10 protein-coding genes, 1 tRNA gene and 1 pseudogene are annotated in these 14,433 nt (G+C 69.0%); 3 read left to right on the plus strand and 9 right to left on the minus strand.

Annotated features, from left to right (window positions below):
* The 9 genes and pseudogenes from B2J89_RS19195 to B2J89_RS19235 form a co-directional block, all read right to left on the minus strand.
* A pseudogene (locus tag B2J89_RS19195) lies at positions 1-240 on the minus strand (glucans biosynthesis glucosyltransferase MdoH); the annotation flags it as partial.
* Positions 213-1,796: a glucan biosynthesis protein G gene (locus B2J89_RS19200; protein ID WP_169170514.1), complete on the minus strand. Its 1,584-nt coding sequence runs from the start codon at positions 1,794-1,796 to the stop codon at positions 213-215. The gene B2J89_RS19200 and the pseudogene B2J89_RS19195, both read right to left, overlap by 28 nt.
* Before the next feature lie 228 nt (positions 1,797-2,024).
* On the minus strand, positions 2,025-3,353 hold the full coding sequence (gene miaB / locus B2J89_RS19205; RefSeq protein ID WP_169170515.1) for a tRNA (N6-isopentenyl adenosine(37)-C2)-methylthiotransferase MiaB: 1,329 nt from the start codon (positions 3,351-3,353) through the stop codon (positions 2,025-2,027).
* 103 nt (positions 3,354-3,456) lie between these two features.
* Positions 3,457-3,885, minus strand: coding sequence for a hypothetical protein (locus B2J89_RS19210; protein ID WP_240965091.1), 429 nt, complete (start codon positions 3,883-3,885; stop codon positions 3,457-3,459).
* 91 nt (positions 3,886-3,976) lie between these two features.
* Positions 3,977-4,053, minus strand: a tRNA-Met gene (locus B2J89_RS19215).
* A 24-nt stretch (positions 4,054-4,077) separates the two neighbouring features.
* Positions 4,078-4,857, minus strand: coding sequence for an enoyl-CoA hydratase (locus B2J89_RS19220; RefSeq protein ID WP_169170516.1), 780 nt, complete (start codon positions 4,855-4,857; stop codon positions 4,078-4,080).
* A gap of 35 nt (positions 4,858-4,892) precedes the next feature.
* Positions 4,893-6,707, minus strand: coding sequence for a M61 family metallopeptidase (locus tag B2J89_RS19225; protein ID WP_169170517.1), 1,815 nt, complete (start codon positions 6,705-6,707; stop codon positions 4,893-4,895).
* 79 nt (positions 6,708-6,786) lie between these two features.
* Positions 6,787-7,506: a DsbC family protein gene (locus tag B2J89_RS19230; protein WP_169170518.1), complete on the minus strand. Its 720-nt coding sequence runs from the start codon at positions 7,504-7,506 to the stop codon at positions 6,787-6,789.
* Positions 7,507-7,536: 30 nt separating this feature from the next.
* A complete protein-coding gene (locus B2J89_RS19235) occupies positions 7,537-8,649 on the minus strand; it encodes an FAD-dependent monooxygenase (RefSeq protein WP_169170519.1) in 1,113 nt (370 codons plus the stop codon).
* Positions 8,650-8,733: 84 nt separating this feature from the next.
* On the opposite strand from B2J89_RS19235, the gene B2J89_RS19240 reads away from it, so the two are divergent.
* The 3 genes from B2J89_RS19240 to putA form a co-directional block, all read left to right on the plus strand.
* Entirely contained in the window at positions 8,734-9,606 is an 873-nt protein-coding gene (locus B2J89_RS19240) for an MOSC N-terminal beta barrel domain-containing protein (protein ID WP_169170520.1), read from the plus strand.
* A 71-nt stretch (positions 9,607-9,677) separates the two neighbouring features.
* Positions 9,678-10,769 carry a redox-regulated ATPase YchF gene (gene ychF, locus B2J89_RS19245; protein ID WP_169170521.1) on the plus strand — a complete coding sequence of 364 codons (1,092 nt, stop codon included), beginning with the start codon at positions 9,678-9,680 and terminating at the stop codon, positions 10,767-10,769.
* Positions 10,770-11,038: 269 nt separating this feature from the next.
* On the plus strand, positions 11,039-14,433 hold a 3,395-nt coding region (putA, locus tag B2J89_RS19250), incomplete at its 3' end, for a trifunctional transcriptional regulator/proline dehydrogenase/L-glutamate gamma-semialdehyde dehydrogenase (RefSeq protein WP_169170522.1).

Genomic DNA, 14,433 nt, shown 5'->3' on the forward strand with positions numbered 1-14,433 from the left:
GGTGCCGAGGCTGTTCCAGAAGCCGCGCCACGGCACCGGCGCCATCGGGCCGCGGTGCAGCGGAGGCGTGGTGAGCGAATTGGGGTGGCGTTCCGCGCGCACCGGACTGAGACCCGAGGGGGCAGGGCGGTCGTGCGCCGCGCCGCGCCGCGCCCCCACGGCGGGCGCGGGAACCGGTGCGCCGCGCGCCGGGGAGACGGCCGAGCGGCGGTTCACTCGGGAAGAACGATGTGCGTCCATGTTTCGCTCACTGCGTGGTTGTCGTGTTCAAGGAATGCGCGCAGCTCGGCCGGGCGCGCCCGGTCGATTTGCTGCACGCGCAGCGTCATGCGCCACTGCCCATTGGCCGGGTTGCGGTAGACCAGGCGCTCGAGCACGCGTGCGTTGGCGTCGCTGCTGACGACCGCCTGTACGCGCGCCCGGTCGGACAGCCCGGCCAGCGCCGGGCCGTCGAAGTCGACGACGTACTGCACCTGCTGCGGTGCGTCGGCCTGGGTTTGCCGGGAGTAGCCCAGGCCCCGGCGCGACTGCACCACCCAGGCGCCGGGCGGGCGCTGCTGGACCTGGCCCTGCCAGCTCAGTTCGTAGGCGAATTCGAGCGCCTGGCCCGGCGCCGGCAGCTGCGCCGGCACCCAGTACGCCACGATGTTGTCGTGGGTTTCGTCGGGGGTGTGCAACTGCACCAGCTCGATGCGCCCTGCGCCCCAGTCGCCCAGCGGCCGCACCCAGGCGCTCGGGCGGCGCTCGTAGCGCGCCTCCGCGTCTTCGTAGCTCGACCACTGGCGGTCGCGCTGCATCAGCCCGAAGCCGCGCGGGGCGGTGGTGGCAAAGGACGTGGTCAGCGCGCGCAGGGGGTTTTGCAGTGGCCGCCAGAGCCATTCGCCCTCGCCGGTGGCGATCATCAGCCCGTCGGAGTCGTGCACCTCGGGCCGGAAGTCGCTCGGACTGGGCTGGTTCTCGCCAAAGAGGAACATGCTCGTGAGCGGTGCGATGCCCAGTGTCGCGATCGGCTTGCCGGTGCCCGGCGCGCGCAGGAACACGCGCGCATGCACGGTGGTGACGGTCTGCGCACCGGGCCGGATGTCGAAGCGGTAGGCCCCTGTGGCGCGCGGCGAGTCGAGCAGGGCGTAGACCGTGGCAACGCTGGCGTCCGGCGCCGGGCGCACCAGCCAGAACTCGGTGAAGCGCGGAAACTCCTCCTGCGCGCCGCCCGCGGTGTCGATCGCCAGGCCGCGCGCCGACAGGCCGTACTGCTGGCCGGCGCCGAGCGCGCGGAAATAGCTGGCCCCCTGGAAGACCACCAGCTCGTCCTTGTACTGCGGCGAATTCAGGGGGTAGTGCAGCCGAAAGCCGGCAAAGCCGAGGTCCCCCCAGGCGCCCGGGGTGACGCGGTTCTTGCCGTAGTCGAAGTCGGCGGGCGCATAGGCCAGGCGCCGCGTACCGCTGGGGGTGACCTCGTGGATCTGCACCGGCGCGCTCTGGGTCCGCCCGAGGTGGAAAAACATGGCCTCGAACGGCAGCTGCGCGCTCCGCCAGAGCGCGCGCTCGGGTTTCCAGCGCACGTCACGCAGCTGGTCGTAGTCGAGCGCCGCCAGCGCGCGCGGCAGCGCCGCGCTGGCCGCCCGGTACGGGTGCTGCGCGCGGCCGCGCGCCAGCTGCGTGACGCTGTCGAGGTCAAAGGCCAGGGCCGGCGCGCTGGCCGCAGCCCACAGCAGGGCGGCGCACAGCAGCCGCCAGCGCTGGGCCAGCGCGGGCGCACGCGGCTGCACGCGAAAACGGGAGAGCACGGACACCATGCACTTCGTGTGGCAAACCGTGTGCCATCGCCGAAAAGCGCTTGGGAATCAACCGGTTAGCTGATCCCTAGGGTGTAAGCATCTGTGCGCCCGCGCTTGGAGCGCCACGGCGCCGCTGGGGGCGGGCGGCTGTCACGCCATGCGGATCCGCCGGCGAATTTTTCATCCAAATTGGCCTCAAATGCTGATGCAGAAAGCGTTTGTAGCTATTAAAAAAATAGTCAGCTCTCAGGCCACCTGGCGCACCTCGCCGCGCAGCGTGTAGGCCTTGGCCTCGGTGATGACCACGTCCACCATCTGGCCCACCAGGCGCGGCTGGCCGACGAAGTTGACGACGCGGTTGCACTCGGTGCGGCCCATCAGCTCGGTCGCATCGCGCTTGGACGCCCCTTCGACCAGGATGCGCTGCACCGTGCCCAGGCGGCTTTCGCTGATGCTTTTGATGTTGGCGTTGATGGCGGCCTGCAGTTCCTGCAGGCGGCGCAGCTTGACCTCGTGCGGCGTGTCGTCGTGCAGGTTGGCGGCCGGCGTGCCGGGGCGCGGGCTGAAGATGAAGCTGAACGAGTTGTCGAAGTGGATGTCGGCAATGAGCTTCATCATCTTCTGGAAGTCTTCCTCGGTCTCGCCGGGGAAGCCGACGATGAAGTCGCTGCTCATCGCCAGGTCGGGGCGGATGGCGCGCAGCTTGCGCACCGTGCTCTTGTATTCCATGGCGGTGTAGCCGCGCTTCATCGCCATCAGGATGCGGTCTGAGCCGTGCTGCACCGGCAGATGCAGGTGGCTCGCCAGCTTCGGCAGCTGGGCGTAGGCCTCGATCAGCCGCGGCGTGAACTCGTTCGGGTGGCTGGTGGTGTAGCGCACGCGCTCGATGCCGGGAATCTCGCAGACGTATTCGAGCAGCAGCGCGAAATCAGCGATTTCTGCCGTCTCGCCCATCTTGCCCAGGTAGGCGTTGACGTTCTGGCCCAGCAGCGTGACCTCTTTGACACCCTGGTCGGCCAGGCCCGCCACTTCGACCAGCACGTCGTCGAACGGGCGGCTGACCTCTTCGCCGCGCGTGTACGGCACGACGCAGTAGCTGCAGTATTTGCTGCAGCCTTCCATGATCGAGACAAAGGCCGAGGCGCCCTCGACGCGCGCCGGCGGCAGGTGGTCGAACTTCTCGATCTCGGGGAAGCTGATGTCGACCTGCGAGCGCCCCTGCAGCGCCTGCTGCGCCAGCAGCTGCGGCAGGCGGTGCAGCGTCTGCGGGCCGAAGACCACGTCCACATACGGTGCGCGCTTGATGATCTCGGCGCCTTCCTGGCTGGCCACGCAGCCGCCGACGCCGATCTTCACGCCCTTGGCCTTGAGGTGCTTGATGCGGCCCAGGTCGCTGAAGACCTTCTCCTGCGCCTTCTCGCGCACCGAGCAGGTGTTGAACAGGATCAGGTCGGCTTCGTCAACGTTCTGCGTCGGCTCGTAGCCCTCGGCGGCGTGCAGCACGTCGGCCATCTTGTCCGAGTCGTACTCGTTCATCTGGCAGCCGAAGGTCTTGATGAATACTTTTTTGGTCATGGTCGATGGGGCCGGCAACGGCCTGGAGGGCGTGCGCGGCGCAGGTGGAGGTGTGTGGCCGGTCGCCAGGGCCTGGCGCGCGGTGTGGGGGCGCAGGAGCCGTTCAGCGCGGGCTGGCGGCGTCGGAACCGAACACGAAATTGCGTTCGGCCTCGCCGCCCTTGCGTTTGTGCTCGGCCTCGCCCTTGCTCAGGATCCAGGCCGTCAGCAGCATGCCGGTGCTGTTTTCCTTGACGTAGTTCACCGTGAACGACGTGCCGATCACCGTGTGCGCCTGCACCAGCGTGTTCTGCGGGCTGAAGATCCGCACGCCGGGCGCCATGCGGATCGCCTTGCCGTCGAGCTGCGCGTCGTACATGCCGGACACGACCAGGGTGCCACGCAGCGCCGCCTCGGGGAAGTTGCGCACGCTGCCCAGCGCCGCAGGCACCTGGGCCGGGGCGGGGGCAGCGCAGAAGACTCCCACGGCGAAAAGGGCCGCCAGGAGGCTGGGCCGTAGTGGGGGGCGAATCAGGAGCGTGCAGCGGTTCATGGTGTGTATCCAGAGGCTGTAGAAGAAAAGAGTCCGATTTTACGGAGCCAAAGAAAAAGCCTGCAATGGGGACCCATGCAGGCTTTCAATGTGGTGGTGATAGGTGGATTTGAACCACCGACATCAGCATTATGAATGCTGCGCTCTAACCAACTGAGCTATATCACCGCAGGCAAAAATTATAGCCCAATTTTATTGGTGCGTGAACGTGGCTTTGCGCTTGTTCATGAAGGCGTCCATGCCTTCCTTCTGGTCGCTGGTGGCGAACAGCGCATGGAACAGGCGGCGCTCGAACATCACGCCGTCCGACAGGCCGCTCTCGAAAGCGCGGTTGACCGACTCCTTGGCCGCCATGACGGCGATCTGCGAGAAGTCGCTGATCTGCAGCGCAGCGCCCAGCGCTTCTTCCTGCAGCTGGGCGAGGGGCACGACGCGGCTGACCAGGCCGGCGCGTTCGGCCTCCTGCGCGTCCATCATGCGGCCCGTGAGCGCCAGGTCCATGGCCTTGGCCTTGCCGACGGCGCGCGGCAGGCGCTGCGTGCCGCCGGCGCCGGGAATCACGCCCAGCTTGATCTCGGGCTGGCCGAACTTGGCGTTGTCGGCGGCGATGATGAAGTCGCACATCATGGCCAGCTCGCAGCCGCCGCCCAGGGCGAAGCCGCTGACGGCGGCGATCACGGGCTTGCGGATGGCGCGGATCTGCTCCCAGTTGCGGCCGATGTAGTCGCCCTTGTAGACGTCGGCAAAGCTGTACTGGGCCATGGCGCCGATGTCGGCGCCGGCGGCAAAGGCCTTTTCGCTGCCCGTGATGACCATGCAGCCGATCTTTTCGTCGGCGTCGAAGGCCTGGAGCGCGTGCCCCAACTCGTCCATGAGCTGGTCGTTGAGCGCATTGAGCTGCTTGGGGCGGTTGAGCGTGATGATGCCGACCTTCTCGGCTTCGGTGCGCACTTCAATCATTGCGTAGGCCACGGGGATCTCCAGTCGTTGTTGTTCCAAGCCAGCCACTATACCGGCGCGGATCCGGCCAGCCAGCGCGTCGCCAGGGCGCGGTCGGCCACGCCGAGCGACACCGTGTCGTCCGCGGGCACAGCCGCCTTGCCGCCGCGGCGGGGCGCTGCCGCGGGCTCCAGCTGCAGCGGCAGGCGCAGCAGGCGCGCGTCGCGCGCGACCAGCGCAGTGACCTGTTTTTCTGCGCCGGCGTACAGCGCGATGTCGCTCAGCTTGGCGATGCGCCAGCCCTGGCCCTGCACCTCGATGCCCAGCCATTCGTCGCCCGCCGCCATGCCGGCACGCTCGGCCAGGCCGCCGCGCAGCACGGCCTTGATCTGCACGGCGCTGTTCTCGGCCACGCGCAGGCCCAGGCGCTGGGCCGGCTGCGGCACTTCGGCTTGGAGCGCGATGCCGTGCGCGGCCAGCAGCTCGGCCAGCGGCAGCTCGGCGGTGCTGTGCACCCAGGCGTCGAGCTCGGCATCGAACGCGCGGCCGGCCAGCTGCTGCAGCACGGCGCGCAGGTCGCTCTCGGCCATGGGGCCGCCGGCGCAGCGCTGCCAGAGCGCGCGCATCACATCGTCGAGCGTGGTGGCGCCTTCGCGGCGCAGCGTAAGGTCCAGGCACAGCGCCACCAGCGCACCCTTGGTGTAGTAGCTGATGGTGGCGTTGGGCGTGTTCTCGTCCGGGCGGTAGTACTTGACCCAGGCGTCGAAGCTGGCCTGGGCCACGGTCTGCACCTGGCGGCCCGGCGCCTGCAGCACCTGGTGCGAGGTCTTGGTCAGCAGCTTGAGGTAGGTGGCGTCGTCGATCAGGCCGGCGCGGCGCAGCAGCAGGTCGTCGTAGTAGCTCGTGAAGCCTTCGAAGAACCACAGCAGCTCGGTGTAGTTTTCCTGCGTGTAGTCGTAGTGCCGGAACTCGGACGGGCGCAGGCGCTTGACGTTCCAGGTGTGGAAGTACTCGTGGCTGATGAGGCCCAGCAGCATGCTGTAGCCCTCGCCGGTGTGCGGCGCGCTGGTGCGCGGCAGGTCGGCGCGCGCGCAGATCAGCGCCGTGGAGTTGCGGTGCTCCAGGCCGCCGTAGCCGTCGTGCACGGCGTTGAGCAGGAACAGGTAGCTCTTGAACGGCGGCTTGCCCTTGCCGTGCCAGAAGGCGATGGTGGCTTCGCAGATCTTGCGCGTGTCGGCCACCAGGCGTTGGCCATCAAACGACGGCGCGGCGCCAGCCACGACGATGCGGTGCGGCACGCCGCCGGCGTGGAAGCGCGCGCTCCAGAAAGCCCCCATCTCGACCGGGCAGTCCACCAGCTCGTCGTAGTCGGCGGCCCGGTACAGGCCAAAGCCCTGGGCATCGGTTTCCAAGCCAAAAAGGCCTGTGACGCAATGCCACTGTGCGCTGGTAGCTATATTTTCAGGAGCAACGATGTCCAGCGTGCACGGCTGGTCGGCCTGGCCCTCAGAGCGCAGGCACAGGCTGGTGGCGTTGAAGAAGCCGCGCGTGGCATTGAGGCTGGCGGTGCGCACCGAGGCGTCGTTGGCATAGACCGCGTACTCCACCACCAGAGGCTCGGTGCTGTCGCAGGCGACTTGCCAGCGCTGCTTGTCGCGCTGCTGGATGGGCAGGGCGCGGCGGCCCTGGCGCGCGCGCAACTGCTGCAGGTTCTTGGCGAACTCGCGCACCAGGTAGCTGCCTGGAATCCACACCGGCAGCGACAGCTCCTGCAGCGCCTCGGGCCGCGCCAGGGTCAGCGTGACGTGGAACAGGTGGGCATGCAGGTCGGCCGCTTCCACGCGGTAGTGGACGGCGGCATGAGTGTTTTTTGGTGCGGGCATGGCAGAACCGGCAGGGGCGCTGGACAGCGCGGGGTGAAAGGAAAGGCGGTGCCCGGCACGGCGTGCCGGGCCCGGGCGCTCAGGGCGCGGATGCGCTGGCATCGGCCAGGCGCTTTTCGAGTTCCGGCAGGCCGATGGCGCCGGGCACGCGGCCGCCGTCGGCAAAGATCAGCGTCGGCGTGCCGGTGATCTTGTGCTTCTTGCCAAAGGCCAGGTTGCGCTGCAGCGCCGCGGTGTCGCAGCTCGCGGCAGCCGGCGCCTTGTCGCGCAGCATCCAGTCGTCCCAGATGGTGGAGCGGTCCTTGGCGCACCAGATGTTGCGCGACTTCTCGGCCGAGTCGGGGCTCAGGATCGGGTAGAGGAAGGTGTGGATGGTGACGTTGTCCACCTTCTGCAGGTCGCGCTCGAAGCGCTTGCAGTAGCCGCAATTGGGGTCCGCGAACACCACCAGCTTGCGCTTGCCGTTGCCGCGCACGGTGACGAAGGCGTCCTTGAGCGGCAGCGCGCTGAAGTCGACGGCGCTGAGCTTGGTGATGCGGTCCTCGGTCAGGTTGCGGCGCGCCTTGGTGTCGATCAGCTCGCCCTGGATCAGGAAGTTGCCCTTGGCATCGGTGTAGAACAGGTCGGTGCCCACGCGCACTTCGTAGAGCCCGGACATCGGCGTGCTGCGCACTTCATCGATTTTTTCGAGCTGCGGAATGCGCTCGGCCAGGGTCTTGCGGATCGTGCTTTCCTGGGCAGAGGCGTTGAGGGACAGGGCGAAGGCGGCCGCAGCCAGCAGGGTGGGGATCAATGTCATGGGTATTGGTGGGTATCCGTACAGAAGAGTTCAGTGCGAACCCATGGCGCGGCGCGCAATCCAGTTCTTCAGCGGGCCGCTGTGTTCAAAACGCTTCATCCCCCCGTTGCGCAGCATCTGCCAGGCCCCTTCGGGGCGCGCAAACAGCTGCTGCAAGCCATCGGTCGCCAGCCCCATGGGCAAAATCTCGGCCTTGCGCTGGCGCTCGTAGCGGCGCAGCAGGCGCAGGTCGCCCACGCTGCGCCAGCCCTCGCGCGCGCCCAGCACCTGCGCGAGGGCCTGGGCATCGCCCAGGCCCAGGTTCAGCCCTTGCCCGGCCAGCGGGTGCACGTTGTGCGCCGCGTCGCCGGCCAGCACCCAGCTGCCGGTGGAGGGGGCGGTGCCGCACCAGTGGCGCGCTTGCGCCAGCTGCAGCGGCCAGGTGGCGCGCTCGCTGCCCAGGCGCACGCTGCCCAGTGCCCCCAGGCTGGCGGCGTACAGGCGCTCTTCAAAGGCGTGCGCGTCCAGCGCCAGCAGGCCGGGGACCTGCTCGGCAGGGACCGACCACACCACGGCGACAGCGTTCCCGTCGGCGCCGCCCAGCGGCAGGAAAGCCAGGATGCTGTCGTGCGAGAACCACTGCCGCGCGGTCTGCCCGTGCGGCAATTCGCAGACCAGGCGCGTCGCGATGGCGTGCTGCGGGTAGGGCGTGGCGTCGAACTCGACGCCGAACTCGGCGCGCGTGCGGCTCGCGCGGCCTTCACACACGACCGTGAGGGCCGCCGGCACGGGTGCTTCGAGCAGTTCGATGTGGGACTGAAAGCGCACCGCATCGGCCAGGCGCGCTTCGAGCGCGGGCACGTCGACGATCCAGGCCAGCGCAGGCACGCCCTGGGCGGCAGCGTCAAAACGGACCTCGCCGCCCTGGTCGCCGTGCACCTGCATGCGCGCCACGGCCGTGGCGTGCGCTGCGTCGGGCCAGCTGCGCAGCGATTCGAGCAGCTGGCGCGAGGCGGCATTGAGGGCGTAGGCGCGGACGTCCGAGGCCACCGGTGCAGGGCCCGCCACCAGCGCCACGCGCAGCCGCTCGCGCGCCAACAGCAGGGCCAGGGTGCGGCCCACGACGCCGGCCCCGCGGATACAGATATCAAAGGTTTGCGGCATGCGGCGATTGTAGAAGGCGGGTCTGCGCCGCGGGGGGCGGCGAGAATCGCTCTCTCAGTGATTTACCCGCAGGAGGTGTGCGCCGTGTCTTTCCCCGCCGATTTCGACCTGGCCGGCACCGTGGCCCGCCTGTTCATCCATCCCGTCAAGTCCTGCGCCGGCATCGAGGTGCAGCAGGCGCTGCTGACCGACACCGGACTGGAGTGGGACCGGGCCTGGATGGTGGTGGATGCCCAGGGCGCGTTTCTGACGCAGCGGGCCCTGCCGCGCATGGCCCTGGTGCGCCCGCAGATGACCGCCGCCGACCTGGTGCTGCACGCGCCGGGCCAGGCGCCGCTCAAGGTGCCGCTCGCCGCCACCGGGCTCACCGCCGCCGTGCGCGTCTGGAACGATACGGTGGCCGCCTGGGACATGGGCGACGCCGCCGCGCAGTGGTTCAGCGGCTTTCTCGGTCAGCCCTGCCGTCTGGTGCGCTTTGACCCGGCGCAGCGCCGCCTCTCAAGCCTGGAATGGACCGGCGGCGCCGAGGCGCCGAACCAGTTTGCCGACGGCTTTCCGCTGCTGGTGGCCAGCACGGCGGGGCTGGACGCGCTGAACGCGCAGCTGGCGGCGGCCGGGCAGGGGGCCGTGGGCATGGAACGCTTCCGGCCCAACCTGGTGCTCGGCGGCGTCGAAGCGCACGACGAGGACCGGGTGGACCTGCTGCACATCGATACCGGCGCGGGCGGCGCAGTGCAACTGCAGCCCGTCAAGCCCTGCGTGCGCTGCCCCATCCCCGACATCGACCCGGCCAGCGCCGAGCGCGGCACCCAGGTGGGCGACGCGCTGCGCCGCTACCGCCAGGACGCGCGCATGGGCGGCGCGATCACCTTCGGCATGAACGCCATCGTGCGCCGCGGCGCAGGCCAGGTGCTGTGCGTGGGCCAGCCGCTGGGCGCCCATTACCGCTTCGGATGAGCGTAAGCAGGGGTTTGCACGGTCGGCCTTAAAATTGCGGGTTTGTCTCCCGAAACCCAGAAAGCCCTGCCATGAGCCTCCAATGCGGCATCGTGGGCCTGCCCAACGTGGGCAAGTCCACCCTCTTCAACGCGCTGACCAAGGCCGGCATCGCCGCCGAGAACTACCCCTTCTGCACCATCGAGCCCAACACGGGCGTGGTCGAGGTGCCCGATCCGCGCCTGCAGCAACTGGCCGACATCATCACGCCCGAACGCATCGTGCCCGCGATCGTCGAGTTCGTCGACATTGCCGGCCTGGTGGCCGGGGCCAGCACGGGCGAGGGCCTGGGCAACAAGTTCCTGGCCCACATCCGCGAAACCGATGCCACCGTGAACGTGGTGCGCTGCTTTGAAGACGAAAACGTGATCCACGTCGCCGGGCGCGTCGATCCCATTTCGGACATCGAGGTCATCCAGACCGAGCTGTGCCTGGCCGACCTCGGCACCGTCGAAAAGGCGCTGCACCGCCACACTAAGACCGCGCGCTCGGGCGACAAGGACGCCATTAAGCTGGTGGCCTTGCTCGAGAAGTGCCAGGCGGCCCTGAACGAGAACACGCCCGTGCGCGCGCTCGAGTTCAGCAAGGAAGACCAGCCGCTGGTGAAGCAGTTTTCGCTCATCACCGCCAAGCCTGCCATGTTTGTCGCCAACGTCGCGGAAGACGGCTTTGAGAACAACCCGTTTCTCGATCGCCTGCGCGAATACGCGGACAAGCAGGGCGCGCCCGTGGTGGCCATCTGCGCCAAGATCGAGGCCGAACTGAGCGAGATGGACGACGAAGACAAGAAGATGTTCCTCGCCGAAATCGGCCAGAGCGAGCCGGGCCTGGACCGCCTGATCCGTGCGGCCTACAAGCTGCTGGGCCTGCAGACCTACTTCACCGCCGGCGTCAAGGAAGTGCGCGCCTGGACGATCCACATTGGCGACACGGCGCCGCAGGCCGCGGGCGTGATCCATGGCGACTTCGAGCGCGGCTTCATCCGCGCGCAGACCATCGCATTCGACGACTTCATCCACTACAAGGGCGAACAGGGCGCCAAGGATGCCGGCAAGATGCGCGCCGAAGGCAAGGAATACGTGGTCAAGGACGGGGACGTGCTGAACTTCCTGTTCAACGTCTGAGCCCTGCCACTGCACGCCCCAGGGCGCTGGGAGATCGGAACAGGCCTCTGCCCAACGGCCCCGCGGTGCCCCCGGCCCTCTGTCACACCGAGGGATTTTTTTATGGGCGGCCCCGCGGCATGCGCGCCCGCGGGCGGTTGTTTCTCAGGCCGTAAACGCAGTCCGGCGGCGCTGCGCTGGTGCCGAAATGCCAGGGTTACCACCAAGAGAGTGTGGGTTGCGCCTTTTCTAAAATTCGGTGCAACCCATGCTCGGAAAAGGTGAAACCCATGGCTACCGTCACGCTGGGGCTCAAGGTCGACGAGGCGCTGCGCAGCCGCATCCGCGAGGCCGCGGCCCGGCAGGGCCGGACACCGCACTGGCTCATCAAGCAGGCGGTGCTGCACTATGTCGAGAGCCTGGAGCGCGGCCTGCCGCTGCCCGGCAGTGCGGAAGGCGCAATCCCTGAGGGCGCGCCGGTGGCCAGTGATGAATCGGAGCAGGTGCCGCCCCTGCCCAACGCGCCCCAGCCCTTCCTCGACTGGGCGCAAAGCGTGCTGCCGCAAAGCGACCTGCGCGCCGCCATCACCGCGGCCTGGCACCGGTCCGAAGCCGAATGCCTGCCGATGCTGGTGCAACTGGCGCATACGCAGGACGCCGCGCAGCGCGCCGCCACCGAGGCGCTGGCCACCCGCCTGGTGCAGGGCCTGCGGGACAAGAAGGACAGCGGCGGCGTCGAAGCGCTGGTGCAGGAGTTTTCGCTCTCCAGCCAGGAAGGCGTGGCGCTGATGTGCCTGGCCGAGGCGCTCTTGCGCATTCCCGACAACGCCACGCGCGACGCGCTGATCCGCGACAAGATCAGCCGCGGCGACTGGCAGGCCCACCTGGGCCATTCGCCGTCGATGTTCGTCAATGCCGCCGTATGGGGCCTGGTGCTGACCGGCAAGCTGACCGCGACCAGCAGCGAGACCAGCCTGGCCGCGTCGCTCACGCGGCTGATCGGCAAGGGCGGCGAGCCGCTGATCCGCCAGGGCGTGCACCGCGCCATGAAGCTCATGGGCGAGCAGTTCGTCACGGGCCAGACGATTTCCGAGGCGCTGGCCAACAGCCGCGCGTTCGAGAAAGCCGGTTTCCGCTATTCGTACGACATGCTGGGCGAGGCGGCGCTGACCGAGCGCGACGCCGAGCGCTACCTGGCGTCGTACGAGCAGGCGATCCACGCCATTGGCAAGGCATCGCACGGGCGCGGCATCCACGAGGGGCCGGGCATTTCGGTCAAGCTCTCGGCGCTGCACCCGCGCTACAGCCGGGCGCAGCGCGACCGCGTGGTGGGCGAACTGCTGCCGCGCCTGCTGCGCCTCACGGTGCTGGCGCGCGGCTACGACATCGGCCTGAACATCGACGCCGAAGAGGCCGACCGGCTCGAACTCTCGCTCGACCTGCTCGAGCGCCTGTGCTTTGCGCCCGAACTCAGGGGCTGCAACGGCATCGGCTTTGTGGTGCAGGCCTACCAGAAGCGCTGCCCCTATGTGATCGATTACCTGATCGACCTGGCGCGGCGCAGCGGACACCGGCTGATGGTGCGGCTGGTCAAGGGCGCCTACTGGGACAGCGAAATCAAGCGCGCGCAGACCGACGGGCTGGACGGCTACCCGGTCTTCACGCGCAAGGTGCACACCGATGTGTCGTACCTGGCCTGCGCGCGCAAGCTGCTGGCCGCACCCGACGCGGTCTACCCGCAGTTTGCGACCCACAACGCGCAGACCGTCGCCAGCATCTACCACCTGGCCGGGCAGAATTTCTACAGCGGCCAGTACGAGTTCCAGTGCCTGCACGGCATGGGCGAGCCGCTGTATGGGCAGGTCACGGGCAGCGTCGCCGCCGGCAAGCTGGGCCGGCCCTGTCGCATCTACGCGCCCGTGGGAACGCACGCAACGCTGCTGGCCTACCTGGTGCGCCGGCTGCTCGAAAACGGTGCCAACACCTCGTTCGTACACCGCATTGGCGACCCCGCTGTGCCGGTCGCCGAGCTGGTGGTGGACCCGGTGGCCGAGGTGCTGCAAACCGCGCGCGATACCGGTGAGCTGGGCGCGCCGCACCCCCACATTGCGCTGCCGCGCCAGCTGTTTGCCGACCTGGGCGCGCAGTCGCGCCCCAATTCCGCGGGCCTGAACCTGGCCCATGAGCAGCAGCTGGCCTCGCTCGCCGCCGGCCTGCTGCGCAGCACCCAAAGCCTCTACACCGCAGCCGCCAGCGTGGCGGGCGCCCCGCCTGCCCCGGCGGGCAGTGCGGCCGCCGGAGACGGCTGGCAGCCGGTGCGCAACCCGGCCGATACGCGCGACCAGGTCGGCTGGGTGCGCCCGGCCACGGCCGAGGAGGTCGAGCGTGCCGTGCAGTGCGCCAGCCATGCCGCGCAGATCTGGCAGGGCACGCCGCCGCAGGAGCGCGCCGCCTGCCTGCGCCGTGCGGCCGACCTGCTCGAGCAGCGCATGCACAGCCTGGTGGGCCTGGTCGTGCGCGAGGCCGGCAAGTCGTTGCCCAACGCGGTGGCCGAAGTGCGCGAGGCGGTGGACTTCCTGCGCTATTACGCCGCCCAGGTCGATGCGACCTTTGACAACGCCACGCACCGCCCGCTCGGCGTGGTGCTGTGCATCAGCCCGTGGAATTTTCCGCTGGCGATCTTCACCGGCCAAGTCGCCGCCGCGCTGGCCAGCGGCAACTGCGCGCTGGCCAAGCCGGCCGAGCAGACGCCGCTGGTGGCCGACGTGATGGTGAAGATCCTGCACGTGGCGGGCGTGCCACCCGACGCGGTGCAGCTGGTGCCCGGCAGCGGCGAGGGCGTGGGCGCGGCGCTGGTGGCGCACCCGCTGGTGGCCGGCGTCGTGTTCACCGGCTCGACCGAGGTCTCGCGCGTGATCGCTCAGGCGCTGGCCCAGCGCCTGAGCCCGCAGGGCCGCGCCATTCCGCTGATTGCCGAAACCGGCGGACAGAACGCGCTGGTCGCCGACTCGTCGGCGCTGGCCGAGCAGCTGGTGGGCGACGTGCTGGCCTCAAGCTTTGATTCGGCCGGCCAGCGCTGCTCGGCGCTGCGCCTGCTGTGCCTGCAGGAAGACGGCGCAGACCGCGTGGTCGAGATGATCGGGCACGCGATGCGCGAATGGGTCATGGGCAACCCCGACCGCATGCACACCGATGTCGGTCCGGTGATCGACGCGGACGCGCGCGCGCAGATCGAGCAGCACATTGCCGCGATGCAGGCCGCCGGCCAGCGCGTCACCCGCATCGCACGCGACGACAGCGCGGGCCAGGGCCATTTCGTGCAGCCGACGATGATCGAGATCGACGGCATTGCGCGCCTGCAGCGCGAGGTGTTCGGCCCGGTGCTGCATGTGCTGCGCTACCAGCGCGAGCAGCTGGGCGAGGTGCTGGCCGCCATCAACGCGACCGGCTACGGCCTCACGTTCGGCGTGCACAGCCGCATCGACGAAACCATTGCCCAGGTCACGCAGCAGGTGCAGGCCGGCAACATCTATGTGAACCGCAACGTGATCGGCGCTGTGGTGGGCGTGCAGCCCTTTGGCGGCATGGGCCTTTCGGGCACCGGCCCCAAGGCCGGCGGGCCGTTGTACCTGTACCGGCTGCTGCAGGCCGGGCCGCACGGCAACCTGGCGCTGGCGGGTCTGTC

The sequence above is a fragment of the Acidovorax sp. SRB_24 genome, from assembly GCF_012931925.1.